This window comes from Sphingomonas sp. MMS24-J45, assembly GCF_044881195.1.
Classification (GTDB): Bacteria; Pseudomonadota; Alphaproteobacteria; order Sphingomonadales; family Sphingomonadaceae; genus Sphingomonas.
In genome coordinates, this window is the sequence record NZ_CP173255.1 from 2,720,430 (window position 1) to 2,744,668 (window position 24,239).

The window sequence follows — 24,239 nt, forward strand, 5'->3', positions numbered from 1 at the left end:
GCCCGGGCCTTCTTGCCGGAGATAATCCTTGAGCCTTTACTCAGCCCTGTATGCCGGTGTGTCCGGTTTGAGCGCGCAATCGACCGCGATGGCGAGCGTCGCCGACAACATCACCAACATCAACACGATCGGGTATAAGAACGCCGACACGCAGTTCCGTACGCTGGTATCCGACGCGCGCGGCGGCGCACCTTATGCGGCGAGCGGGGTGGCTGCAGTAACGCGGACGCTGGTGTCCAAGGACGGCGTGCTGCAAACCTCGTCGAGCGGCACCGACATCGGCATCGCGGGTGCCGGCTTCTTCGTCACGCGCGACGGGATCGGTCCGAATTCCAACATCGCCTATACCCGCGCCGGGTCTTTCTCCCCCGATGCGCAGGGCTATCTGAAGAATGCGGGCGGGTATTACCTGCAGGGCTGGCCGCTCAATTCGCAGGGCAATTACGTCAACAACGGCGATCTGACCGCGCTGGTACCGGTTCGCGTGACGCAGCTGACCGGCACCGCCGCCGCGACCAGCAGGCTGCAGATGCGCGCCAATCTCGACGCGACGACGACCGCCTTCGCCGGAACCTATACTGCCGGTGACATGGCATCGGGCACGACGCCGGCCAACTTCTCACGCCCGGTCGACCTGACCGACGCGCAGGGCGGCAAGCACACCGTGATGCTTTCGTTTCTGAAAACCGCCGCCAACACCTGGCAGGGCGAAATCTATGCCTCGCCCGCGACCGACGTAACCGCGCCGGGTGGCCTGCTCGCCAGCGGTACGATCCTGTTCAATCCCGACGGTTCGCTCAACCTCGCGGGGTCGACCCCCGCGATGTTCGCGGCGCTCAATCCGACATGGACCAGCGGGGCGGGTTCGGGGCCGATCAAGCTCGGTCTCGGCAGCAATGGCGGGCTGGACGGCCTGACGCAGTTCGGCGATGCCTCGGCGGTGATTTCGTCCAACGTCGATGGCGGCCTGCTCGGCAGCGTGGCTTCCACGCGCATCACCGATGGTGGTCTGGTCAGTGCCGTGTTCGAGGACGGGTCCTCGCGCACTGTGTTCCAATTGCCGCTCGCCAGTTTTCAGAATCCCAATGGCCTGACGCGGCTGCCGGGTAATGCCTATGGCGTGTCGGATCTGTCGGGCAGCGTGGCGATCAACGAGCCGGGTTCGCTCGGCGCGGGGAACATCTCTGCCAACACGCTGGAGGCATCGACGGTCGACCTGGCGCAGGAATTCACCAACATGATCCGCTTCCAGCGCGCCTACAGCGCCTCGTCGAAGATCATCACGACGGTGGACGAGATGCTGCAGGAAATCGGCAATCTGAAGCGATAGCGGCAGAGGTAGGGGGCGGGCCGGTGGCCCGCCCGAATAAGGAAATATCGGCGTGTCGTTGAACGAAATTCTGGGATCGGCGATATCGGGCCTTGCGGCGTCGCAGGCCGGATTGCGTTCGGTTTCGAACAACATCGCCAACGTCTCCACGCCGGGTTACGCGCGGGAGAAGGTGTCACTGTCCACCGGCGTGACGGCGGGGCAGGTCAACGGGGTGCGCTTCGCCGAACCGAGCCGCATCGCCGACCGGTTCCTGGAAGGCACGGTGTTTCGTCGCAGCGGCGAGGTGGGTGCGGCGGATGTCGCCTCCTCCTATCTCAGCCGTCTGCAGGCGCTTCTGGGTGCGCCGGGCGCGGAATATGGGCTGCCGTCGCGGCTCGACGCGATAGATGCATCGGCTGTCGCGATGACGGGTGCGCAATCTTCGCCCCAAACGATCGCCGCCTTCACCTCCAACGTGCAGGACGCGATTTCGTCGATGAACCAGCTCGGGTCCGATGTGGCCTCGCTGCGGTCCGACGTGCAGTCCGAAATCACCGATAGCGTCGACCGGATCAACGGGCTGCTGGTCCGGATCAACGATCTGAACGGCACGGTGTCGCGGCTCGACGGGACCGGGCAAAGCTCGGCTGGCGTCGCCGATCAGCGCATGTCGGCGATCGAGGAATTGAGCGGCCTCATCAAGGTGACCGTCCGCAACCAGACCGATGGGCGCCTGACGATCGATACCGCATCGGGCATTCCGTTGCTCGACAACCGGTTGCGGCAATTGTCCTTGCCCCTGTCGGCCGGCGGGGCGCAGACCGACTATCCGGTCATCACGCTGCGCTTTGCCGACACCAGCAGTGGCGCTGGCGCGGCGACCGGCGACAAGATCGATTCGGCGGCGGTCAGCGGCAAGCTTGGCGGGTTGATCGACCTGCGCGACCGGGCGCTCCCGGTGTTTACCGAAAAACTCGGCGTGTTGTTCAGCGGCCTGGCACAGACGCTGAACAAGGTCTCCAACGACGGCACGACCGTGCCCGCACCCAATCAACTGACCGGGCGCGCCAGCGCGCTCACCGCAGCGGATCGCCTTGGCTTTACCGGATCCGCGGTCTTCGCGGTGACCAAGCCGAGCGGCGAGCTGGTATCGTCGACCACGGTCGATTTCTCCGCTTTGGGCGCAGGCGCGACCGTCAATGACGCGGTGACGGCGATCAATGCCGGCCTCGGCGGGACCGCGACGGCATCGTTCACCAACGGCGTTTTGTCGATCAAGGCGAGCGGCAGCACGAATGGCGTCGTCATCGCGCAAAGCCCGACCGCGCCAAGCAACCGCGGCGGCGTCGGCTTCTCGCAATATTTCGGCATGAACGACATGGTGCGCAGCGCGAGCAGCGCGCTGGTGCCCTCTGGCTTCACCCCATCGGATCCGCACGGCTTCGCGGTCGGGCAGTCGACCAGCCTCACGTTGCGCGACGCATCCGGCAAGGCGCTGACTACCTACACCATGACCGGCTCGGTCGGATCGACGTTCGGCGATCTGGTGACGGAGCTGAACGCCGGCGCGATCGGCGCGTACGGCACCTTCGCGATGGACGACAAGGGGCGCATCCAATTCTCGCCGCAGTCGAATCTGATCGGTGCCGCGCTGAGCGTCGCGGGGGATTCGACCGATCGGCTCGGCACCGGACAATCCTTTGCCAGCATCGTCCAGCTAACCGGCGCGCAAAGCGGCCTGACCGCCGCTGCAGTCCGGCCCGATATTCTGGCGAGCCCGGGCAAGCTCGGCCTTGCGCGCTTCCAGGTTGGCACTGCGGTCGGCGCGAAGGCGCTCGGCGCTGGCGATAATCGTGGCGCGACCGCCTTCGTCGATCAACTCGCCGCCACGGTCGATCTGGGCAAGGATGGCATCACCACTACGGCCGCGCGCGCGGCGGATCTGCTCGGCAATGCCGGAACGGCGGCGTCGCAAGCGTCCTCGACGCTGGCCGATGCGACCGCGCGGCGCGACGATGCGATCAATCGCCGCGACAGTTTCTCGGGCGTCAATATCGACGAGGAACTGGCCAATATGGTGGTGTTGCAGAACAGCTATTCCGCCTCGGCGCGCCTCATTACGACGGCCAGCCAGATGTACGACACGCTGCTTTCGATGATTAGGTAAGGATTGCCCATGTCCCGCGTCGCCTCGATTCCGCTTCAGCGTAGCATGTCGGCTGCGATCCAGCAGTCGCAGCAGAAGCTCGCGACCACCCAGGCGCAATTGGCCACCGCCAAGAAGGCGCCGGACTACGCGTCGCTGGGGACGGAGGCGGTGCGCAACCTGTCGACCCACTCGCTGCTCGCGCGGCAGGAGGCCTATGTGGCCGCAGCCGGACGGGTCGGCATCACGATGCAGATCGCCGACACCCATATCGGATCGATCGATACCAGCGCGATGTCGCTGAAGCAGGATATTCTGACGGCCATCGGCACGGGCAAGGGCACCGGCCTGAACGACGCGATCAACGCCGCGTTCAACCAGTTCCGCGCGGCGCTCAACGCCTCGGAAGGTGGAACGTCGCTGTTCGGCGGATCGCAGAGCGATGGCGCGCCGTTCACGCCCAACACGCTGGCCGACACGTTGACGACCCCGGCATCGGCCGCCTTCGTCAATGACGACGTGAAGGCATCGGTGCGGCTCGCCGACGGGGTCGATGTCGAATATGGCATCACCGCGAGCGATGTCGGCACCGGCCTGTATGCCGCGTTCCAGACGCTCGCCGGGATCAGCCCGGTCGGCGATCCGCCGACCGCGGCACAGCTCAGCGTGCTGAGCCAGGCCGCCGGGCAGATCGACACCGGCCTCACCAGCCTGCGCGCGGTCAATGCGGATAACGGCCGCAAGCAAGCCCAGACCGAGACGCTCGGCACCCGCGCCGAGGACCGCGCGACGCTGATGAAGAACATCATTTCCGGCAATGAGGATGCCGATCTCGGCCAGGTCGCGATCGATCTGGCGCAGCAGAAGACGGTGCTGCAGGCGAGCTATTCGGTGTTCGCGCAGCTTTCGGGGCTGAGTCTGGTCAGCTATCTGCGCTGAGGCGTCGGGCGGTAGGGACGCGGACAAAGCGGGCTGGCGCCAAGCCGCGCACCGCCTGACCTTGCCTGCCGATGGCGCTCGGCTAAGTTCGCGACCATGCGAACGCCGTTTCACACGCTTGATCTTCTTGCTGCCGACATTTTGCCGCCGCATTGGCAAGACGATGTCAGACTGCTGGCGGAGTCGCCGGCGAGACAGGTCTTGTACGATGGCGGGCCGGACGTTCCTGGCGAGCCGGCAGGATTGTTCGCGTGCGTGGATGGGGCGGCGATCCGGTCCGCGCTGCCGTGGATGTGGGCGCTGTATCACAACGAACTGCGGTCCTTCGCCGCCGAAAGCGTGGGATATCCGCTGTTCGCCGCCAACCGGCTTCGCGCCGCGATCACGCTCAACATTCTGTCGCGGGAGGGGGCGGCGAACGTGTGGCACACCGACATGAATGCGGTCACCGGCGTCTTCTACGCAGTGGTGCCCGAGACCGGCGGCGACCTGATGTTCCGCGATGGGGCTGGGGGCGAGGCAGTGCTTCGGCCGCGCGCCGGCCTGTTCGTGTGTTTCGAAGGCGCGGTCGAGCATCAGGTAACGCCGCTGGCAGCAGATGGGCGTCGGCTCGCGATACCGATGGTCTATCACCGCAGCGCCGTGGACCAGCCACTCGCCTTTGGCGACGACGCCTATAGCTGACCGACCTCTAAGCCCCAGCAGCTTCCGGCGATCCGCTAGAGCGCGATATCCGCCCGCGTCGGTCGCATCATCCCGCGGGTGGTGCGACAACGGGGGCGGCATCGACCAGGTCGGCGATGTCGCCGGCCGGGCTGGCCGAGGGGATCGCGGCCATTGCCGCGCTCACCGTTGCCGGATCGATCTCGCCGATTGCGGCGGTCAGCGTTTCGAAGACCGCCGCGCTTGGCAGCTTGCCGAACGCAGCACGGTAGCGATCGTGTAGCCGGGCCAGGGCATCCTCGCGACCGAGCATCGCCAGCGCAATCGCGTAGCGCAGCACTTTGGCCTGCATCACGTCGGTCATCTTTTCGCCGCCGGTCAGCGTCGGTTCGGTGACGGCGGCAAGCGCCCTCCAGTCGCGCCGCTTCCAATAGAGTTCGCCGCGGATGGCCAGGCCGTCGGGCACCTCCTGCAGCACTGCCATCGCTTCATTGGTGCGGCCAAGCTGATCGAGCGCGACCGCCTCGACGCGGTGCCGGTCCCACAGCATCGCCTCGGGATAGGCGTTCGCTTCGGTCGCGCGGATCGCGGCGAGCGCGCGGTCGGGTTCGCCGGCAAGGATGAACAGGGACGCGACGCGCGCCGATAGCGGGCCTTGGGCTATGTCCTTCGTCCGAACCATCAACTGATGCTCGAGCAATTCGGCCGCGCGCGCGTATAGACCCGCTGCCTGCAGCCGATCGGCAAAGTGGGACACGAGTAGATCGCCATCCGCCGCCCCGGGGGCGAGGTCGCGATAGTCCCAATACAGGCCGGCGATTTGATCGAGCGGCATCGGGTTGTCCGGCGCGAGCGCGGCGGCGATCGTGTTTTGCAGCTCGGCCACCAGCGTCGGGCGCGCGCTGCCGCCATTGAAGTAACGGAATAGCGTCGCGCCGGCCTCCAGCGTCCCGCGCAGATCGTGGCGGCTGCGGGCAAGCTGATAGGACAGCACGAGCGCGCGCTCCTCGATCTGTCCGCCACGCCAGACGTAGCGAATGTGGCGCAGACGCTGGATGGCATCAGCCGGCGTTGCCCCGGCCGCCACCGCCGCCTCGAGCGTGCTGAGCTCGGAATCGAGCTTCTCCGCCCGATCGCCCGTGGCGGCGGCGCGGGCGAGCGCCAGCTTGCCCTCCGGGGCGCGGCGCAGTGCGATCAACGCGCGACCGCGCAGCAGCTCGGCCGCCGCATGGTCGGCGGGCAGGGTGCGCAGCAGCATCAGGACGATCGCCGGCTTGCCCAGCCGCTCGGCGCTGCGGGCCACCGCAAGCAGGAAGGGCGCGCGCGAGACAGGCGCGCGCGCGTTGAGCGCGGGGATGGCACATTGCACCTGGCCCAGCGCCGGGGCGTCCGCCTCCGCCTCCGCCAGCGCGAGCATCCGCCACGCACAGGCTTCGGGATTATTCGTCAGCGGCTCGACCGACAGAGCGGTGACTGCCTCGGGCGAACGGTGCAGCAAGGTCAGCGTCGCGCCGAGTGCGAGCTGGAACGAGGGCACCAGCACGATGTCGGGTTCATCCTGCCGCATCACCTCGATCGCGCCGATCGCTTCGGCAGCATGGCCCAGTCCGATCTGGCTGCGCGCATAGGCCCAGCGCGCGGCCTGGCGATTGTCGGGGTTGGAGCGTAGCAGAGCGCCCCAGGCGGCATCGTGGCCTAAGATCGCCCAACCGTTCGGGCGCGTGATCACCGGCAGCGTCGAGAATTGCGGGGCGAACGGCGTGACCTTGGGCGCGGTGCGGATCGGCGCAACCGGCGTGACGGCGATATCCGCGGCCGCATCGGTTTCGGTGTCCGCCGGGTTGACTGGCGGGGTCGGCACCGGCGTAGGGCTGGGGGGTGCGGGTGCAGGTGCCGCCGCCGAGGCAGCGAGCAGCGCAAGCGCGAAAATCGGGCGCATCAGCCGATGCCGACCAGCGGAAATAGCGTGACCAGGGCTGCCCCCGCGATGCAGGCGATGAGGAACACCGCCGCCCAAAGCAGGGTGGGCGCCTTAGGCACCGGCGGCGCGGCCGCGGGCGGCGCGGCGGCCTCTGTGGCTTCGGTGCCGGGAACGTCGCCGATCCGGCGCATCGGCGGGGACGCTGCCCCCGCGTCGATCAGTTTGACGCGGCCAGGTCTTTGATCGCGGCTCATGAAATGTCCTAATTGGGCGTGCTATCCTCTATTATAGGGGGAGGACGCGACAGGCGTGTCCCCACCCCGGAGTTCGTTCGATTTTCCAGCGTTTGTCACAGGTTGCGGCGCTCTGCGCGCTCGCGCTGGCGGCCAGCCCGGCGGGCGCCGCCGGATCCGAACATGGCGGGTCCGAATTCTTGGCGATGGAGAAGATCGTCGTGCCGATCGTCGGGTCGGACCGGATCGAAGGCGCGCTCAAACTGAAGCTTGTATTGACCGCCAAGGATGCCGCCAGCCTGGCGCGCATGACCGAACGCTTGCCCGTGCTGCGCGCTGTGTCGGTCGCGGCCGCGATCGAATTTTCGCGGCTGTACGCCTCCCCGCAGACACCGGTCGATGCGCGCCGACTGAGCGCGGACCTGACCAAGGCGCTGCGGGCGGCCGAACCGGGCGTCGACCGGGTCCTGATCGTCGAGGTTTCGGCCGAAAGCTGAGCGGCTCGCGCTACGGCTGACGCTTTGCTGCGGCGGGGATCGGTGGCGCCACATCCCGCGTCCGCCGGACCTCCTTATGCGCAAGCGACATGCTGAGATCGGCGGCACCCTTTGGCGTCATCGCGGCGAGGATCATCGCGGTCGAGCGCTCGCGCATCCGCTGCGCGACCTTCATCTGGATATCCATGTCGAGCTGTTCGAACACCAGCGCCGCCTTGGCCGGCTTCATCGCCTGATAGATTTTGGCGAGATTGTCATATTGCGCGCCCTCGGCCGTCTGGCCGCCGGCCGCGCTTGCCGCCGCAGCGGCCTCTTGGCGGGCGCGCAATTCGCTCTTGAGTCGTTCCTCGGTCGCGCGTGCAGCCTGTTCGCGCAAGGCGAGCGCGCGGTTGCGCCGGCTTGCCGACTGGTCACGCGTCGCAATGTCCTGCTTGATCGCAGTGCCAAGCCGGGTCGGCGGTGCTTCGCCGCCGGCGGGCGCAGCAACGCCGATGGCGTGTGCGACCCCGGACAGCGCAGCCGCAGCGGCCGTTAGCATCAGCAAGGATGGCTTGCGGATCACGCGGCAGCCTCCGCCGTCGCCGCAGTCGAAGTCGCGCGGGGACGCGGTTTGGCCCTGGCCTTGTTCTCGGCGCTGGGTCGATCGGTGGTGCGGTTGGGCATGGTCTTGCTCTTCTCGACCGCCTCGACGATGCGTTCGGCGACGGCGTCGGCGATGCCGGCCATCACGGTCAGCTCCTCGCGCATTGCGGTGCCAGTGGCGATGACGCGGGCATTGGCGGCGCAATCGACGCGGAGGGTTTCGCGAAGCTCGTCCAGCACTTCACGTGCCTCCGCCGTTGCCTTGTCGAGCGCCTTGACCATCGCGCCGAAATCGTCGCCCTTCATCGCGCGCAAGGCGCGGATCAGCCGCACGCTTTGCACCAGCACGGCGGTACAGAACAGCATCGTGACGATGTCCGTCAGGGTGGCAAAACTCATCGCTCGATCTCCTTGAACATGTCGGCCACCATGCGGACCGCGATATTGTTGCAGCGTTGCCCGATCTGGGCGCGGCCAAGCGGCACGCCGCCCGATTGCAGTTCGAGCGGGTCGTCCGGTGCGGTATGCAGCGCGATCGTCTGGCCGACGGCAAAGGCGCGGATTTCCTCCAGGCGAAGGATCCGTTCGCCCAGCACGACATCGATCGAGACGTCGGTCTTCAGCAGTTCGGCCGCCATATGCGCTTCCCAGATGTTCCCGCGCCCGACCTTCTGGCCCATGAAGCGCTGGAGCAGCTTTTCGCGCACCGGCTCGATCGTCGCATAGGGGAGCAGGACGCTGAACTTGCCGCCGCGCCCTTCCATGTCGACGCGGAAGGTGGCGACCGCGGCGATGTTGGTCGGCCCGGCGATCGCGGCGAAGCGCGGGCTGGTCTCGACGCGTTCCAGGATCATCTCGATCGCATCGATCGGTTCAAACGCGGCGGAGAGATCAGCGAGCGCGAGTTCAAGCATTTGCGACACCAGGCTCGTCTCGATCGTGGTGAAGGCGCGGCCCTCGATCCGCAGCGGTCCGCCGCCGCGCCGTCCACCGAGCAGCGCGTCGACTACCGCGTAGATCAGGCTCGATTCGACGGTAATGACGCCGTAATTGTCCCAGGCGGGCACGTTGAACACGCCGATCATGGCGGGCAGCGCGAGGCGCCCCATGAAATCGCCGAAGCGGATCGAGGTCAGCTCTTCCAGGCTCACGTCGATCGCGTCAGAGGTCAGGTTGCGCATACTGCTGGCGAAGCTGCGCACCATATGTTCGCAGACCACTTCGAGCATCGGCAGCCGCTCGTGGCTGATCACGTTGGATTCGATGACCGCCTTCAGGCCGCTTTTCTTGGCGACTGGCTCATTGCCGCCGAACAGCGCGTCGATGCTCGCCTGATCGAACGCATCGCCCTCGCCACCGCCGAGCGACATGCTCGGCGCGGCGATCTCGAAATCCATGAAATCGTCGTCGCTCATTGCTGAATCAGATCCTGGATAAGAATATCCTTGATTTCGCCCGGCCCGAGCGCGCCATTGGCGCGGACGAGCATTTCCTCCTTGATGCGAAACACAGCCGCCGACCCGGCAAGATCCTCCGGCCGCAGCTCGCGCAGGAAGGGCTGGAACGCATCGACGACGGCGGGCAGCTTGGCCTTGATTTCCTCCACCTTGCCGGCGGATTCGGGCACCAGCGTAAAGCGAATCTTCAGGAAGCGCGCCGTGCCGTCCGCCCCACGCAGATTAACCACCATTGCGGGGGCATCGATATAGGTGGCAGCGCCCTCTCCGTGGCCGCCCTCGGCTGGCGCGGCGGCATGTTCGCCCGCTGCGGCCTCTTCGCCTTTCGCCTCGCCCTTGAACAAGAACATCGCGGCCAGCACGCCGGCGACGATCAGCAGCACGGTGATCCCGCCTGCAATGATCATGATCTTCTTGCTGAAACGCGACTTCTTGGCCGGGACCGCACCGTCCTCAGCCGGGCTCTCGGCGATTTCGCTGTCGCTTTGCGGTTCGGCCACGGGATCCCTTTCGTTGGGCTGCGCCGATGCGAGAAACTGCTCGCCGCGCGCCATTCGTCCAATTCCCCTCTAATATAGGAGAAGCGGGCGGCAATTTCTGCCTAGTGCGCGCCGACCGACGATTTATCTGGAGCGAACGGAAATGGATGTTTCCACCTACGTCCTGTTGAGCCACGAACAGGCGTTGCGGCGTCGGCTCGACGTGACGGCTAATAATATGGCCAATGCCAGCACCGTCGGGTTCAAGCGCGAACAGCCGGTTTTCCACGAATATGTCGAACAGAGCGGCGACCCGAGCGTGCCCTCGGCCGCGACGACATCCTATGTGCTCGATTACGGCGCGATCCACGACACGTCGATGGGCGCATTCCAATCGACGGGAAATCCGCTCGACGTGATGATCAATGGGCCGGGCTATTTCGGCGTCGAAGCGCCGGGTGGTGGCGATGCCGCCTACACGCGCGCTGGCTTCATCAAGATTCTGGGATCGGGCGATCTGGCGACGGCAGGCGGGCAACGCCTGCTGGGCGACAATGGCAAGCCGATCAACGTGCCGCCCGAGCAGCAGGTCAATCTCAGCATCGCCAGCGACGGTTCGGTGATGAGCGGGACGAACGTTCTGGGGCGCCTGGCGGTAACGGTGTTCCCGGACGAGGCGACGGTCTCGCCGCGCGGCGATGGGTTGCTGGCCGGCAGTGCGGGCCGTGTGCTGAGTGCCGCCGAAACCAAGCTGACGTCCGGGGGCGTCGAGGGATCAAACGTCCAGCCGATCGTCGAGACGACGGCGATGGTCGATATCCTGCGTTCCTATCAAACGAGCCAGCGCCTGGGTCAGGCGATGGACGATCTGCGCAAGAACGCGATCGACCGGCTTGGCCGCTTCACCTGATTTCGCGGCTTCCTTCTATTCCCGAAAGGTTATCCCATGCGTTCTCTCTCGATCGCCTCGACCGGCATGTTGGCCCAGCAGACCAATGTCGACGTCATTTCGAACAACATCGCCAACATGAGCACGACCGCGTTCAAGCGGCAGCGCGCCGAGTTCCAGGATCTGCTGTACCAGCAGGTGTCGCGCGCCGGTGCCGCGTCGGGCAGCGATTCCAAGCTGCCGACCGGCATTCAGATCGGCGCGGGCGTCAAGACCGGCGGCGTCTATCGCATCGTTGAGCAGGGGTCTCTGGCGCAGACCGACAACCCCTATGACCTCGCGATCCAGGGCAAGGGCTATTTCCAGATCACGATGCCGAGCGGCGAGACCGGTTACACGCGCGACGGATCGTTCCAACTTTCCGATCAAGGCGAATTGGTGACGGCGGACGGCTTTGTCGTGCAGCCCGGCATCACGATCCCGCAGGGAGCGGTCGCGGTGACGGTTTCCAAGACCGGCGAGGTGCAGGTCACGCTCGCGGGCACGCCAGCGCCGCAGACGATCGGCCAGTTGCAGCTTGCCACCTTCGTCAACGAAGCCGGGCTGGAGGCGCTCGGCGGCAACAACTTCCTCGAAACCGCGGCATCGGGCCAGGCGACCATCGCCAATCCCGGCGAACCCGGCTTCGGCATGTTGACGCAGGGGTTCATCGAGCAGTCGAACGTCAATCCGGTCAGCGAGATCACCGCGCTGATCACCGCGCAGCGCGCTTATGAAATGAACAGCCGGGTGGTGAAGACCGCCGACGAAATGCTGGCCACCACCAGCCAGTTGCGCTGACATGCGCCTGTCCCACTCCCTGATCCTAAGCGCGCTGTTCATGCTGTGCGCGGCGCAAATCCACGCGCAGGAACCCGCTGTCCCCGCCGCCGCTGCCCGGGTCAGCGTGCCGGTGCTCGATCACGCGATCGCCAAGGGCGATTTGCTGTCGGCTGGCGACTTCACCACGCAGGATGTCGCCGAGACGGTCGCGCGCACCCTGCCGCGCGCGAAGGACGTCATCGGGATGGAGGCGGCGCGAGCATTGCCGGCAGGCGCGATGGTGCGCAGCACCGACGTGATCCGTCCGCAACTGGTCCGGCGCGGCGAACCCGTCACGATCGCACTGCGCGACGGTGGCCTGTCGATCACCACGCAGGGCCGCGCGTTGAGCGGCGGTGCCGCTGGCGATTTCGTGCGCGTCGTCAGCTTGTCCACCAACCACACGCTCGACGGCGTGGTGGAGGGCACGGGCGCGGTGCGCGTCGCCGCAAAATGAAACCGATCCGGGGACAGGACATGAAAAAAATCGTATCGATCGTCGCGCTCTCGGTGAGCCTGTCGGGGTGCGGCGCGGTCGGGCATTTGAAGGCGATCGGCAAGCCGCCCAAGATGACCGCGATGGAACAGACGCCCAGCCCGGTCATCGAGCCGTCGCTGGGGATGCAAGGTGCGGCCAATCGTGCGGGTGGACCGCAGGCCCTTGCGGCGCTTGCGCCCCCGCCCGCGCCGCCGAGTGCATCGCTGTTCCGCACTGGCGCTGGCGCATTTTTCCGCGATCAGCGCGCCGGTCGTGTCGGCGACATTCTGACGGTTCGCATCAACATCGCCGACAAGGCAGCGGTCGACAACAGCACCACGCGCACGCGCGCCGGCAGCGAGAAATCCGGGATCGCGGCGCTGCTCGGGCTGCAAACGCCGCTGGCCAAGGTGTTGCCGGGCGCGGTCGATCCCTCCAAGCTGGTCGATACCAACTCCACCTCCTCCTCGAACGGCGCTGGTAACACGACGCGCAGCGAGACGATCAACATGACGATCGCGGCGACCGTCGTCGGGGTGATGCCGAACGGCAATCTGCTGATCCGCGGCAAGCAGGAAGTGCGCGTCAATTTCGAACTGCGCGAGCTGGTTGTGTCGGGCATCGTGCGACCGGAGGATATCGCGCGCGACAATTCGATCCTCCATTCGCAAATCGCCGAGGCGCGCATCAGCTATGGCGGGCGCGGGCAATTGACCGATGCGCAGCAGGCGCGCTGGGGCCAGCAGATTTACGACGCGCTTTTCCCGTTCTGAATCGCCGTCGCCGACGTAGACGGTTAAGGCGCGGCTAACCTTAAATAAACTGCCCGACCGATTTTGGTTATCCCATATTTCTTCCCACAATAAAGGGCGAGACGGGAGGTATCCGTTCCGCCGTGGGCCAGCGTTTCTGGCCCAAGCCGCAGAAGCGGCTTTTTATCCAAGAAGGAATGAACATGGCTCTTTCGGTCAACACCAACACCGGCGCAATGGCGGCTCTCCAGAGCCTGACCAGCACGACCAAGGCCCTCAGCACGACCTCGAGCCGGATCACCACCGGCATGAACGTCGCGTCGACGAAGGACAACTCGGCAGCCTATACGACTGCCCAGAGCCTCCGTAGCGATCTGGGTGGCCTGCAGTCGGTCACTTCGTCCTTGTCGCGCGCCAAGAGCGTCACGGACGTCGCAATCGCTGGTGCTGAGCAGATCTCCGACGTCGTCAACCAGATGAAGGCGAAAGCCTATCAGGCGGCCGACACCGGGATCGATCAGGCGTCGCGTGACGGTATCAACAAGGACTTCGCTGCCCTTCGCGATCAGATCACGACGATCGTCAACGCGTCCGACTTCAACGGCACCAACCTGTTGAAGGCAAGCGGCGGGTCGGTTTCGGCTCTCCAGTCGCTGCAGGACGGCACTGCGGGCGGCACCTGGCAGCCGGATTCGCTGTCGGTCGCCAACCAGGGCCTGGATCTGGGCGGTTCGGTTATCACGGTCGCCGCAAGCGGCAACATCAGCACCGCTGCTGCTGCCACGACGATGATCGATACGCTGACCACGACCCAGACCAACCTTGCCACGTCGCTCAGCAACCTGGGTTCGGCTTCGCGTCAGATCGACGCGCAGTCCACGTTCACCAGCAAGCTGTCCGATGCGATCGAATCGGGCATCGGCAGCCTTGTCGACGCCGATCTGGCGAAGGAATCGGCGAAGCTGCAGGCATTGCAGGTCAAGCAGCAGCTTGGCGTGCAGGCTCTGTCGATCGCCAATCAGGCGCCGCAGACGATCACGTCGCTGTTCCGTTAAGGGATGGAGATACCCAGGGTTCGCCCGGGGGATCGCAGGAGGGCCGGGGTGGTTTGCCATCCCGGCCCTTTCGTTTTCGAGTGGCATTGGATCGGCCGATTGGCCGGGATCCTTGCCATGCAGGGAGTAATCCGCGGTGTTTCCCAGAATTCGCGAGATCACGGACGCATTTGGCGCGCGTCTACGGGTCAGCGTCGAGGCTCATCCGAGTGGTGCGCTGGTTGTTTTCGACCGCCCGGATCGCAGAAATTACAGTACCGCCGTGCTCGATCACTATGGGGTCGAAGTCTTTTGCGGCTATATAATGGCGGCGCGGCTGGCGCTGCCCAATGACCTGGCGGATGAATTCGTCGATGGCCCGTTCGCGGCGCGCTTTGGTCTGGAACGTGGCGACCATGTCGCCCTGGTCATGAAACAAACCGGGGCCGGGCACGACTTCGCAATTCCAGCTCCGTTCTGGGATCGGCTTTATGCTGAGCTCTGCGTCGTCATCGCCCATTCGCGCGAGCTTGGCCGACGGGCTGCAAAGCGCTTGCAATAGCCTCGGCGTGTTAATCATCCGTCCTGCTTACGGACAATCCCTCAATATCGTCCGACCCGCTACGGGACCATTGCAGGCCAACTTGATGAGTGTCTCGACGTATTGGCGTCCAGTTGGTGGATAGGTAATTTCTGTGGTGAGCTCTAAGACCGTTCCAAGCTCCTCGACCGAATTCAACGCGTTGTCCGGCGGCGTACAGCCGCAATTTCGCGTCAGCATGACCCTGGCGGTCACCGATGCCGCCGCCTTGTGGACGGCCGCTGCAGCGCGTTTGCTGGGTGCGCCTGGCATGGTGTTCGAAGATGTGATCGCGGTGCTTGGCCCGTGTGAGGATCCTGTGCTCGGCGCCTGCATTGCGACCCTGGCCAAGCCGGATGGCATCGCCGGTTGCCTGCTCGATGATTTCTGGATCGACGCCTTTCCCAGCATGCCACCGCGCCTCGACGGCGTGACCAACGCAGGCGACGCGCGGACCGACGGCGGGGAGCGGCCAGTCCGCCGCTTGCCCACGCGGCGCACGTCGGCTCCGGCGCTGCATTTGCTGATTAATACCGAAGCGCCCCGCACGCGTCTGGGCTGAGGTTCCCCCCGTGGCGGCCGTCCCCCCGGCCGCCACACCCCCAATTTCACAAACACAAAAAAAGACAGGCTGAGGGGGCAGCCTGTCTTTTTCTGTTTGCAACCAAATCCGCTGGGCAGCGGGGCGAGACCCGGGAGCAAGGGGGGCGCCACCGGGTCTCTGTTTTATTATAGTAGAAGAAGTATCGGGGCGGTGCGCCGCGCAAAAATATCTGGAAGATTTTTGCCCCGCGAGATCAGCCTGCCGCCGTCAGGCTGACCAGCTTGCCGACCGGCAGTTGCGCGCCGTTCACCCCAAGCGTGACCACACCGTTCACAGCGTTGACTGCGGTAACCGTCCCGACGCTGCGGATGCTGACCGGGATCGTCGCCCCTGCGGCATTCTGTGCGCTGAGTGAGAGCGTATAGGCACCGTCCGCCGCCTTCATCCCGTTGGGGAGCAAACCGTCCCAGCTATAGCTGCCATTCTTGCCGGTAAGCGTGACCGTGCGCGTATCGACTACCTTGCCCAAGGCGTCGGTGATCGTCGCGGTGCCGGTGGTGACGTCGCCGGCCGCGGCATAGGTCCAGCTCGCCGGCTTCGCGCCGAGGCCTGATACGGCGGTATCGAATTCCGCATCGCGCCCGATAAAGCCAGCGGCCTGGGACACCGATTGCGTCGACAGGCTGGCAAGGATGTCTTTCAGCGTACTGCTCTGCAGCACGCTTTGTTCGACCTGCGAATATTGGACGAGCTGCTGGGTATATTGCGCGCTGTCCATCGGGCTCAGCGGATCCTGATTCTGCATCTGCGTGGTCAGCAGCTTCAGGAACATGTTGAAATCCGCGCCGATCGTGCTCTTGGCGGTGGTGCCGGGCGCGGCCACGACGGGGGTGGTGGGGTTCTGGGTCGAGGCGATGACGGACATGTCGGCAGGCTCCTATGCCATGAGATCGTAGCGGCCGCTGGTGCGCAGCGGGCGGTAGGGGGTGTCGAACTCGCCGGTCGGCGCTGGATCGCCCGACGGATCGCGCGTCGCGGTGCTGTTCGACCACGGGCTGCGCGGCTGGCCGCCGCTGCCGCTGCCGCTGCGATCGCCGCCGCCGTCGAAGCGCAGGCTTTGGCCGTCGCTGCGGAAACCGGCATCGCTGAGCGAGCGCGTGAGATCGGCGCTGTCGCGGCGCAGCATGTCGAGCGCGACCGGGCTGTCGGCGGCGATCACCGTGGTGAGGCCGCCTTGGTGATCGAACGCCATGCGGACCTCGATCCGGCCGAGTTCGGCCGGGGCGAGGCGCACCACTAGCTCATTGCCACCCGCCGACACGCGTCGCGCGATCTCGACGCCGAGTTCGTGGCCGATCTGCCCGGGTTGCGCGGTGACGGTCGGAATGTGCGGTGTTGCGCGGGGCGCCGGGTCGGGCGTCGGCGTGGCGAGCGGGCGGGGAGCCTCGGGCAAAGCGGGCAAGGTGATCGTCGGTTTTGCCTCGTCCAGCGCGACGGGTGCGCTTGGCGCGTCGGGAGCGCCGGGCAGCGTGTCGGCAAAGTGTGGCGCGTCCGGTGCGGTGGCCGGGGACGAACTATCGCGCGCGGGCACGGCTGCCGCGCGCTCGCCAGCGGGTTGCGCCGTGCGGATGCCGGTTCCGGACAAAGCGGATAGGGCGATGCGGCCTGGTTTTGCAGCCTCGGGCGCAGGCGGAGCGGCGGATTGCGGCACGGCCACTGCGGCGGCCGCCACCGGGGGCGGCGCGGGAATGGTGGGCGGCGCGGCATCGGTTGGGATAGATGCGTCGGGGGCGGCAAAGTCGGTGCCCGGCGTCGCGGTGTCGGGCGCTGGAGGCGCGTCGCTGCGCAGCGCGGGTCGCGGCGTTGGGGTGGCGCGCGGGGCCGGCTCAACCAGCAGCGGGTGGCCTTCGGCGGTCGTCGCTTCGGGGGCGATGTCACCCGGCAGCGTCTGCACTGCCGGACGGACGGACATGGCGCGCGGCTTTGCCTGGTCCGATGCCGGCTGGCGAGCTGCCGGTCTTGCCGGGCCAGCGTCGCGCGGCGCGGTTGGCGCGGGCGCTACGGGGTTCGTCGGCCGCATCAACGGCAAGGTTTGCGCAGCGAGAACCCCCGGCAGGGCGGTCGCGACCGGTGGCGGCCCGTCGGTTGCGACGTCAGGCGTCATCGTCGGTGCGCGATCGGGCATCGCCGGGGTTGCAGTCGCGGGAGCCGCTGCCTCCGCGGCCCGGCGCCGCGTCGCGCTCTGGCGCGGGGCGGGCGCGGTCGAAATGGCCTCGTCCACGGCTTCGCTGCTGGGTTGTGGCGGGGATTCGGGCTGCGGCGTGTCGGTGGCACTCGCCGTCTTTACGCAGGCTTCGACCGGCGTTTGTGACGGGGTGTCCGTCGTGTCCGCAGTTTGCCTGTCCACCACGACCGTTGCGGGCTGCGCGGTCGGATGCCGGGTCTCGAGCGTGCGCGTCGCGCGCGCAGGCACGGTTTGCGGCGCAGCGGACGGCTTTTCCGCAAGGGCCGGGGCGGGGGCAGGGGCGGGTGGCGACGTGGGGAGTTCGACCGTGTCGGGCGTAACCGCCGCTGCTGGCAGTGCCGTGGCAAGTGCGATCGGCAGGTCTGGCGTGTCCGCTAGCGCATGGTGCGGCGGCTGCTCGGGCAGGGGCGCGACAGGCGCCGGTGCGCGGGTCGGTGTCTGCGGTGTCGTCGCGGCGGGTGCGGGTGCGGGTGCCTGGTGCGAGGCGGGGGCAGCCATCGCATCGTGCGGTTCGGCGGCGGAGACGGGCGTCGGCCGAACGCGCGGTGCGTCTAATGGCGGTGTGTCCGCCGCCGCGGTGTTCGCTGACGGTGTGTCCGTTGGCGGTGGGGTTACGACAGGTGAGGCCGGAACGTCACCGGCATGGCCATCGGCTACGACCGCTGGCGGGTTGGCGAGCAGCGCGATCATTGGCACGGCCTGGCGTGCCTCGGACGTTGGTGCGCTGCCCGGAAGGGGGGCTACGGTCGGGGCGATCGGCGAGGTGGCACGTAGCATTGGTGCCGGCGCAGCGGCATCAGTGTTGCGCATTGCGGCGGTAGGCATTTGGGCGCTGGGCAACGGGGCGCCGGGCACCGAGGCACTGAGCACCGGAGCGCCGGGTAGCGGGACAGTGGGCACCGGACGGCTGGGCGCGGGGGCGCTTGGGGTGGCGACGCTCGGGATGGGGCTGGCCGATGGTGTCGTCGGCAAGCTCGCCGCGTCGCCATTTGCCGCAACCGAAGCCGTTGTAGGCAGCGCGGCGCTGTCCGCTTGCGCCAGCAGCGCCATCGCCCCGTCGATTGCGAGCGCGAATCCGTCGCCGGTCGTCACCGGCAATCCGGCGGCTTGTGGCGTGGCCTGGGGCCAGGCGGGCAAAAGGGTCGACTGGCCCGTCGTGGGAAAATTCATGCGAGGCCTTTCCGTCCGGCGCACGCACGGACGGCTTTATTATAGGCGATCGAACGGGCAGGCGGTGGCATCACGCGATCGACCCGAGTGCGCGGATGCGGGCGCGGGCGTGAATCTCGTTCTGACTCAACACGACTGTCGCGGGGCGGACCCGCTCAATGATCGAGCGGACGAACGGGCGGATCGCCGGATTGGTCAACATGCAGGGGATTTCGCCGCCTGCGGCCAGCCGATCGTAGGTCTCGCGCACCGAAGCGATGAACGCCTGCAGGCTCGACGGGGCCATCGCCAGATGCCGGTCGTCGCCGACGCCGACGATGCTCTCGGCGAACTCGGCATCCCAGTGCGGCGACAGGGTCAGGATCGGGATCGCGCCCTCGCGCGTCTGCTGCGCCGAAATCTGCCGGGCGAGGCGGCCGCGGACATGCTCGGTCATCTGCGTCAGATTGTTGCTGAGCGGGGCGGCCTCGGCGATGCCCTCCATGATCGTCGGGATGTCGCGGATCGAAATCCCCTCCGACAGCAGGTTCTGCAGGATGCGCTGCACGCCCGAGATCGAAATCTTCGCGGGCACGATTTCGGCGACCAGTTTCTCCGAATCCTTGTGGATTTCGGTCAGCAATTTGTGCGTTTCGGTGAAGGACAGCAGATCGGCGATATTGTCCTTCACCAACTCGGTCAGGTGCGTGGTGATGATCGTGCCGCAATCGACCACGGTCAGCCCGCGCACGCCCGCTTCGTCACGCAGGGCGCGGTCGATCCACAACGCGGGCAGGCCGAACACCGGCTCGCGTGTCTCCTCGCCAACGATGCCGAGCCCACCGCCGCCGGCGTTGATGACGAGCAATTTGTCGAGCCGGATTTCGCCGCGCGCGGCCTCCGTCTCCTTGATGTAGACGATATATTCGTTGGCCTTCAGCGCCATGTTGTCGATGATCCGTACCGACGGCAGGACGAAGCCGTAATCGAGCGCCATCTGCCGCCGGAGCGCGCGGACCTGATCGTCGAGCCGCGGCTCGGCATTGGAATCGTTGATCAGCGGCAACAGGGCGTAACCGATTTCCAGCCGCACCGAATCGATCGCCAGCGTGCGCGAGACCGGCTCGTCGACCTGTTGCGCAGCGAGCCCGGCCTGTGCTTCGGCAACGCGGTTTGCGGTGGCTTCGGCTTCTGCGCGCTTGCTCATCGTCCAAGCGACCCAGCCGCACAGAGCAGAGAAAGCGGCGAACGGCACGAACGGCAGGCCCGGCATGATTGCCAGCGCCCCCATCAGCAAAGCGACCATGCCGAACGCCTTGGGGTAACGGCCGAGCTGGACGCCGAGCGCCGCGCCGGTCTTGCCGCTGACGCCGCCCTTCGACACCAGCAGGCCCGCTGCGGTCGAGACGATCAGCGCCGGGATCTGGCTGACCAGCCCGTCGCCGACGGTCAGGGTGGTGTAGGTCTGGAAGGCATCGCCGACTGGCACGCCGTGGATGACGACGCCGATGATGAGCCCGACGAGAATGTTGATCGCGGTGATCATCAACCCCGCGACGGCATCGCCCTTCACGAACTTGGACGCACCGTCCATCGCGCCGTAAAATCCGCTCTCGGCTTCGATTTCGCTACGGCGAGTCCGCGCCTCGGCCTCGGTGATCATGCCCGCCGAGAGATCTGCGTCGATCGCCATCTGCTTGCCAGGCATCGCGTCCAGGCTGAAGCGCGCGGCGACTTCGGCGATTCGGCCCGAACCCTTGGTGATGACGACGAAGTTGATCACGACCAGGATGGCGAAAATGGTCAGTCCGATGACCGGCTGGCCACCCATCAGGAACTCGCCGAACGCCCCGATCACGCCGCCCGCCGCCTGGCTGCCTTCGTGCCCGTGCGACAGGATCAGCCGCGTCGAGGCGAGGTTGAGGCCCAATCGCAACATCGTCGCGATCAGCAGGATCGTGGGGAAGGCCGACAGCTCGAGCGGCTTTTCGATAAACAGCGCGGTCATCAGGATCATCACCGACAGGGTGATCGACAGCGCGAGGCCCATGTCGAGCACCCATGCCTGCAGCGGCAGGATCAACATCGCGATGATCGCGATGACGCTGCCGGCGAGTGCGAGATCCTGGCCCAAGCCGAGGCGTTTGATGACGGCGGTAAGGTTTGCGTTCATCGGCGTGCGCTCACGACGCGGGCAGGACGGGGATGCCCGCCTCGATGAAGGTCTTCAGCTTGTTGCGCATCGTCCGCACCGAAATGCCGAGGATGGTGGACGCCAGCGTGCGGTTGCCGCGGCAATGGCGCAGCGTGTGCAGGATCAGGTCCCGTTCGACATCGTCGACGGTGCGGCCTACGAAAATGGCGGGATCGGCGACTGGCGCGGCTGTTGCGGGCGCGCCGAGCGGCGAGCCGTCGGCGGTGACGAGTGCGTCGGCCGCAATGCTCTCCCGCCGGTTCAGCAGGACCGCGCGGTGTACCGTGTCCTCCAGTTCGCGGACATTGCCGGGCCAGGGGTGCTGCAACAGCAGCGCGGTCGCCGCCTCGTCGAAGCCGCGCGGCGGCAGATCGTTGGCGAGCGCGAAGCGATCCGCAAAGAAGCTCGCCATCGGCAGGATATCGCCGATCCGCGCGCGCAGCGGCGGTAGCGCGATCCGCACCAGACCCAGCCGCGCGAGCAGATTGCCCTGGAACAGTCCCTTGGCGACGAGTCCGTCAAGATCGACCCCGGTGCTCGCCATGATCCGCGCCCGGATCGTTGCCGCCTCGGCGGCAGGGCGGTGCACGTTGGTGCCTTGCAGGACGGCGAGCAGCCGCGCCTGCGCGGCGGGGGCGAGCGCCTCGACATCGCGCAGGAACACGGTGCCATCGACCGCCTCCTCGATCCGTCCGCGCCGCCGCGCAACGGCACCGGGAAAGGCACCGGCGGCATGGCCGAACAGTTCGGATTCGAGGATTTCGGGGCTGTTCGTCGCGCAATCGATGACGATGAAGCGACCATGCCGACCCGACGCATCGTGCATCGCGCGGGCGAACAATTCCTTGCCGCAACCGCTTTCGCCGACGATCAGCATCGGTGCGCTGGAATGCGCCATTGCGAGGCCGAGCGCGAGCGCCCGTGCCAATGCGGGATCGTCGCCCACGATACGCGTCACATTCTGCGAGACCGACAGGATTGCCGCAGCGATCAGATCGGCTTGCGGGGGCAGCGGCACATAATCGCGCGCGCCGGCGCGGATCGCGGCCACTGCACGATCGGCCGCAGCGTCGATCCCGCAGGCGAGCACTGGCACCGCGATCCGTTCCGACCGCAATTGCGCGATGAAACGGGCGACGTCCTGATCGATGTCGATCATGACGATGTCGCCGCCGTCATCGCGGAGGATCTGCAGCGCCATCGCGGCATTATCGGCCAGCGTGACGTGCGCGCCGGTTTCGCGCGCCATGGCGGCGGCGGTGCGGAACTCGGTGCCGGGTGCGCCGACGAGCAGCAAATGAACAGGGCCTGTTGCGTGCACTGGCTCAGCGCTCCTGACGGACGATTTCGGTGAGCGTGACGCCGAGCGAATTGTCGATCATCACGACTTCGCCGCGCGCGATCAGCCGGTTGTTGACGAAGATGTCGACCGGTTCGCCGACGCGCCGGTCAAGCTCGATCACCGCGCCCGCCTTCATCTGCATCAGGTCGCCAATGGCGATGCGCGATCGGCCGAGCACGGCCTGCACCTTCACCGGAACGTCGTAGATCGCCTCCAGGCTTGCCGCTCCAGTCGGCGAGGCCGGTCCGGGGGACGGCGGCGCGCCGAAATCTTCGAGCGGTGGGAAGTCTTCAAGGCCGGTGTCGCTGGCGACGACCATGTCGCGCTGCTCGTTGTCCATCGGGTTTGGGCTTTCCATCATGCGTTCATCCATTGCCGGATCACAGACGCCGCCTCGGCGGGGCTGCTGTTGATCGAGTCACCGATTTTCTTGAGAGACGAGAGTTTGATGCGGCCATCGACCTGGGCGAGCGCGATGTCCTGATCGAGCTGCGACGTGTCGTCGCCCGCCTCGCGCATCGCTTCGATTTGCAGCAGCGCTTCCGGGTCGCCTTCGGCGGCGCGCGCGACGAGCGCTTGCGTCTCGGCGTTCTGCGCGGTCAGCTGTCGCGCTTCCTCGGCGGCCAATTGCTCGGGCGTGACCTTGGGACGGAGCATCCGCAAGGCGATCAGCCCGACGGCGGCGATGACGATCAGCTTCAGCAGACTGAACACCTGATCCATCGAAATCCAGGAGAACCAGCTGCCCTTGGCGTCGGCGAACGGATCGACCGCGGCGAAGGTCATGTTTTCCACCACCACGCTGTCGCCGCGTGCCTGGTCGAAGCCGACCGCGTTCTGCACCAGCCGGGTCAGGCGAGCGATTTCGGCCGGGGGAAACCCTTCTTGCCGCCATCGACCATCACCGCGACGGTCAGCCGCGTCAGTTTGCCGGGCGCGCGCACGGTTACGGTGCGCGTCTGGCTGTTCTCATACGTTGTGTCTTCGGACGTTTCGTTGCGCGCCGAGCGGCGGCTGTCGCCGGTCGCGCCGGTGGCAGGGACCGCGCCCTTGCTTTCAGGGAGCTGCGCGCCGACCGAGGCACCCGGCGGGGTCGCACCATTTTCGTTGCTCTGGTCGCCACTTTCGACGGTGATCTGGTGGCCGATCACCTGCTTGTCCGGATCGAAGACGTTGGTTTCTTCGCGCGTCTGATCGCGACCGACCTGCGCCGACACCTCCGCGCGAACCTTGCCCGCGCCGACGATCGGTTCGAGCATGGATTCGACCTGCGTGCGCACGCGGTTTTCGATGTTGGTCTGGCGGTCGTCGGCTTGCGATGCGCCGCCGTCATCGGCCTCGCCTGCGCGCGCGAGCAGGGCACCGGTCTGATCGACGATCGAGACCTGTTCGGGCGAGAGTTCGGGGACCGAGGACGACACCAGATAGCGGATCGCCTGCACGGCGGAGGCGGGAAGCTTGCCGCGCGTTTTCAGCGTCACCGACGCGGTCGCCTTGCGCGACTCCGCGGCGAACATCGCGCGTTCGGGCATGACGATATGGACGCGCGCACGGTCCACGCTGTCGAGACTTTGCAGCGACTTTTCGAGTTCACCCTCGATCGCGCGGGTCTCGTTGAGCTTGGCGCGGGAAGAAGAGACGCCGAACGGCTGCTCGGCATCGAGCACTTCGTACCCGACCTTGCCGCTCAATTTGTCGGCGGCCATCGCCATACGCAGTTCGGGCAGTTTCTCCTTGGGCGCCAGGATTGCGCTGCCATCGGGAGAAAGCTGGAAGGGGACGTTTTGCGCGGTCAGCTTGGCGGTCATCGACTGCGCCACCGCCGGATCGAGATCGGTATAGAGATACCCCATCTCGCTCGATCCGCCGCGCATCGCCACTGCCGCGAGCACGCCCAGCAACGCGACCGCGACCCCGCCCATGATCATCAGGCGGCGCGTGC

23 protein-coding genes and 1 pseudogene are annotated in these 24,239 nt (G+C 66.6%); 12 read left to right on the forward strand and 12 right to left on the reverse strand.

Annotated features, from left to right (window positions below; genetic code table 11):
* The first annotated feature begins 28 nt into the window (after positions 1-28).
* The 4 genes from AB5I39_RS13215 to AB5I39_RS13230 all read left to right on the forward strand — a co-directional run bounded on the left by AB5I39_RS13215 (position 29) and on the right by AB5I39_RS13230 (position 5,081).
* Entirely contained in the window at positions 29-1,330 is a 1,302-nt protein-coding gene (locus AB5I39_RS13215; RefSeq protein WP_404367649.1) for a flagellar hook protein FlgE, read from the forward strand.
* 52 nt (positions 1,331-1,382) lie between these two features.
* The gene (locus AB5I39_RS13220; RefSeq protein WP_404367652.1) at positions 1,383-3,479 is read left to right on the forward strand and encodes a flagellar hook-associated protein FlgK; all 2,097 of its coding nucleotides are present in this window, start codon (positions 1,383-1,385) and stop codon (positions 3,477-3,479) included.
* Positions 3,480-3,488: 9 nt separating this feature from the next.
* Positions 3,489-4,397 (forward strand): flagellin, encoded by a 909-nt coding sequence (locus AB5I39_RS13225; protein WP_404367655.1) that lies wholly within the window; start codon positions 3,489-3,491, stop codon positions 4,395-4,397.
* Positions 4,398-4,493: 96 nt separating this feature from the next.
* The gene (locus tag AB5I39_RS13230) at positions 4,494-5,081 is read left to right on the forward strand and encodes a hypothetical protein (protein WP_404367658.1); all 588 of its coding nucleotides are present in this window, start codon (positions 4,494-4,496) and stop codon (positions 5,079-5,081) included.
* 67 nt (positions 5,082-5,148) lie between these two features.
* Here AB5I39_RS13230 and AB5I39_RS13235 read toward each other — a convergent pair whose 3' ends face one another.
* Positions 5,149-6,999, reverse strand: coding sequence for a hypothetical protein (locus tag AB5I39_RS13235; RefSeq protein WP_404367661.1), 1,851 nt, complete (start codon positions 6,997-6,999; stop codon positions 5,149-5,151).
* On the reverse strand, positions 6,999-7,235 hold the full coding sequence (locus AB5I39_RS13240; RefSeq protein WP_404367663.1) for a hypothetical protein: 237 nt from the start codon (positions 7,233-7,235) through the stop codon (positions 6,999-7,001). Before AB5I39_RS13240 ends, AB5I39_RS13235 begins: the two co-directional genes overlap by 1 nt.
* 92 nt (positions 7,236-7,327) lie before the next feature.
* On the opposite strand from AB5I39_RS13240, the gene AB5I39_RS13245 reads away from it, so the two are divergent.
* Positions 7,328-7,711, forward strand: coding sequence for a hypothetical protein (locus tag AB5I39_RS13245; RefSeq protein ID WP_404367666.1), 384 nt, complete (start codon positions 7,328-7,330; stop codon positions 7,709-7,711).
* A 10-nt stretch (positions 7,712-7,721) separates the two neighbouring features.
* On the opposite strand, the gene AB5I39_RS13250 is transcribed toward AB5I39_RS13245, so the two are convergent.
* The 4 genes from AB5I39_RS13250 to AB5I39_RS13265 are packed head-to-tail and all read right to left on the reverse strand — an operon-like array spanning position 7,722 to position 10,250.
* Positions 7,722-8,273 (reverse strand): MotE family protein, encoded by a 552-nt coding sequence (locus AB5I39_RS13250; RefSeq protein WP_404367668.1) that lies wholly within the window; start codon positions 8,271-8,273, stop codon positions 7,722-7,724.
* On the reverse strand, positions 8,270-8,692 hold the full coding sequence (locus AB5I39_RS13255) for a hypothetical protein (protein ID WP_404367671.1): 423 nt from the start codon (positions 8,690-8,692) through the stop codon (positions 8,270-8,272). Before AB5I39_RS13255 ends, AB5I39_RS13250 begins: the two co-directional genes overlap by 4 nt.
* Positions 8,689-9,708 (reverse strand): flagellar motor switch protein FliM, encoded by a 1,020-nt coding sequence (fliM, locus tag AB5I39_RS13260; protein WP_404367673.1) that lies wholly within the window; start codon positions 9,706-9,708, stop codon positions 8,689-8,691. Before fliM ends, AB5I39_RS13255 begins: the two co-directional genes overlap by 4 nt.
* Positions 9,705-10,250 (reverse strand): flagellar basal body-associated FliL family protein, encoded by a 546-nt coding sequence (locus AB5I39_RS13265; protein WP_404367676.1) that lies wholly within the window; start codon positions 10,248-10,250, stop codon positions 9,705-9,707. Before AB5I39_RS13265 ends, fliM begins: the two co-directional genes overlap by 4 nt.
* 142 nt (positions 10,251-10,392) lie before the next feature.
* Between AB5I39_RS13265 and AB5I39_RS13270 the strand changes: the two genes are divergently transcribed.
* The 7 genes from AB5I39_RS13270 (at position 10,393) to AB5I39_RS13300 (ending at position 15,385) form a co-directional block, all read left to right on the forward strand.
* Positions 10,393-11,139, forward strand: coding sequence for a flagellar hook-basal body complex protein (locus AB5I39_RS13270; protein WP_404367679.1), 747 nt, complete (start codon positions 10,393-10,395; stop codon positions 11,137-11,139).
* A 36-nt stretch (positions 11,140-11,175) separates the two neighbouring features.
* Entirely contained in the window at positions 11,176-11,958 is a 783-nt protein-coding gene (gene flgG / locus AB5I39_RS13275; protein WP_404367682.1) for a flagellar basal-body rod protein FlgG, read from the forward strand.
* Between the two features lies 1 nt (position 11,959).
* Complete coding sequence (gene flgA, locus AB5I39_RS13280; protein ID WP_404367685.1) at positions 11,960-12,436, forward strand: flagellar basal body P-ring formation chaperone FlgA; 477 nt, start codon at positions 11,960-11,962, stop codon at positions 12,434-12,436.
* Positions 12,437-12,456: 20 nt separating this feature from the next.
* Positions 12,457-13,230 carry a flagellar basal body L-ring protein FlgH gene (gene flgH, locus AB5I39_RS13285; RefSeq protein ID WP_404367688.1) on the forward strand — a complete coding sequence of 258 codons (774 nt, stop codon included), beginning with the start codon at positions 12,457-12,459 and terminating at the stop codon, positions 13,228-13,230.
* A gap of 182 nt (positions 13,231-13,412) precedes the next feature.
* Entirely contained in the window at positions 13,413-14,264 is an 852-nt protein-coding gene (locus AB5I39_RS13290; protein WP_404367690.1) for a flagellin, read from the forward strand.
* Positions 14,265-14,400: 136 nt separating this feature from the next.
* Positions 14,401-14,805 (forward strand): hypothetical protein, encoded by a 405-nt coding sequence (locus AB5I39_RS13295; RefSeq protein ID WP_404367693.1) that lies wholly within the window; start codon positions 14,401-14,403, stop codon positions 14,803-14,805.
* Positions 14,806-14,941: 136 nt separating this feature from the next.
* Positions 14,942-15,385, forward strand: a complete 444-nt coding sequence (locus AB5I39_RS13300) for a hypothetical protein (protein ID WP_404367696.1) — start codon at positions 14,942-14,944, stop codon at positions 15,383-15,385.
* A 235-nt stretch (positions 15,386-15,620) separates the two neighbouring features.
* Here the strand turns inward: AB5I39_RS13300 and AB5I39_RS13305 are convergent, their stop codons facing one another.
* From AB5I39_RS13305 to fliF, 6 genes and pseudogenes are all read right to left on the reverse strand, one after another.
* Positions 15,621-16,292: a flagellar hook assembly protein FlgD gene (locus AB5I39_RS13305; protein WP_404367698.1), complete on the reverse strand. Its 672-nt coding sequence runs from the start codon at positions 16,290-16,292 to the stop codon at positions 15,621-15,623.
* Positions 16,293-16,304: 12 nt separating this feature from the next.
* Positions 16,305-18,782 carry a flagellar hook-length control protein FliK gene (locus AB5I39_RS13310; protein WP_404367701.1) on the reverse strand — a complete coding sequence of 826 codons (2,478 nt, stop codon included), beginning with the start codon at positions 18,780-18,782 and terminating at the stop codon, positions 16,305-16,307.
* Positions 18,783-18,852: 70 nt separating this feature from the next.
* Complete coding sequence (gene flhA / locus AB5I39_RS13315; protein ID WP_404367704.1) at positions 18,853-20,934, reverse strand: flagellar biosynthesis protein FlhA; 2,082 nt, start codon at positions 20,932-20,934, stop codon at positions 18,853-18,855.
* 10 nt (positions 20,935-20,944) lie between these two features.
* On the reverse strand, positions 20,945-22,276 hold the full coding sequence (locus AB5I39_RS13320) for a sigma-54-dependent transcriptional regulator (protein ID WP_404367706.1): 1,332 nt from the start codon (positions 22,274-22,276) through the stop codon (positions 20,945-20,947).
* Between the two features lie 4 nt (positions 22,277-22,280).
* Positions 22,281-22,637 carry a flagellar motor switch protein FliN gene (gene fliN, locus AB5I39_RS13325; RefSeq protein WP_404374151.1) on the reverse strand — a complete coding sequence of 119 codons (357 nt, stop codon included), beginning with the start codon at positions 22,635-22,637 and terminating at the stop codon, positions 22,281-22,283.
* 17 nt (positions 22,638-22,654) lie between these two features.
* Positions 22,655-24,225, reverse strand: a pseudogene (gene fliF / locus AB5I39_RS13330) (flagellar basal-body MS-ring/collar protein FliF).
* Positions 24,226-24,239 lie beyond the last annotated feature (14 nt).

Excerpts from the sequence above, each read along its gene's own strand:
- flgA (WP_404367685.1), top strand. The coding sequence starts at position 11,960 with ATGCGCCTGTCCCACTCCCTGATCCTAAGCGCGCTGTTCATGCTGTGC.
- AB5I39_RS13230 (WP_404367658.1), top strand. The coding sequence starts at position 4,494 with ATGCGAACGCCGTTTCACACGCTTGATCTTCTTGCTGCCGACATTTTG.
- AB5I39_RS13305 (WP_404367698.1), bottom strand. The coding sequence starts at position 16,292 with ATGTCCGTCATCGCCTCGACCCAGAACCCCACCACCCCCGTCGTGGCC.
- AB5I39_RS13310 (WP_404367701.1), bottom strand. The coding sequence starts at position 18,782 with ATGAATTTTCCCACGACGGGCCAGTCGACCCTTTTGCCCGCCTGGCCC.
- fliM (WP_404367673.1), bottom strand. The coding sequence starts at position 9,708 with ATGAGCGACGACGATTTCATGGATTTCGAGATCGCCGCGCCGAGCATG.
- AB5I39_RS13270 (WP_404367679.1), top strand. The coding sequence starts at position 10,393 with ATGGATGTTTCCACCTACGTCCTGTTGAGCCACGAACAGGCGTTGCGG.
- AB5I39_RS13240 (WP_404367663.1), bottom strand. The coding sequence starts at position 7,235 with ATGAGCCGCGATCAAAGACCTGGCCGCGTCAAACTGATCGACGCGGGG.
- AB5I39_RS13225 (WP_404367655.1), top strand. The coding sequence starts at position 3,489 with ATGTCCCGCGTCGCCTCGATTCCGCTTCAGCGTAGCATGTCGGCTGCG.
- flgG (WP_404367682.1), top strand. The coding sequence starts at position 11,176 with ATGCGTTCTCTCTCGATCGCCTCGACCGGCATGTTGGCCCAGCAGACC.
- AB5I39_RS13235 (WP_404367661.1), bottom strand. The coding sequence starts at position 6,999 with ATGCGCCCGATTTTCGCGCTTGCGCTGCTCGCTGCCTCGGCGGCGGCA.
- fliN (WP_404374151.1), bottom strand. The coding sequence starts at position 22,637 with ATGGACAACGAGCAGCGCGACATGGTCGTCGCCAGCGACACCGGCCTT.
- AB5I39_RS13290 (WP_404367690.1), top strand. The coding sequence starts at position 13,413 with ATGGCTCTTTCGGTCAACACCAACACCGGCGCAATGGCGGCTCTCCAG.
- AB5I39_RS13255 (WP_404367671.1), bottom strand. The coding sequence starts at position 8,692 with ATGAGTTTTGCCACCCTGACGGACATCGTCACGATGCTGTTCTGTACC.
- flgH (WP_404367688.1), top strand. The coding sequence starts at position 12,457 with ATGAAAAAAATCGTATCGATCGTCGCGCTCTCGGTGAGCCTGTCGGGG.
- flhA (WP_404367704.1), bottom strand. The coding sequence starts at position 20,934 with ATGAACGCAAACCTTACCGCCGTCATCAAACGCCTCGGCTTGGGCCAG.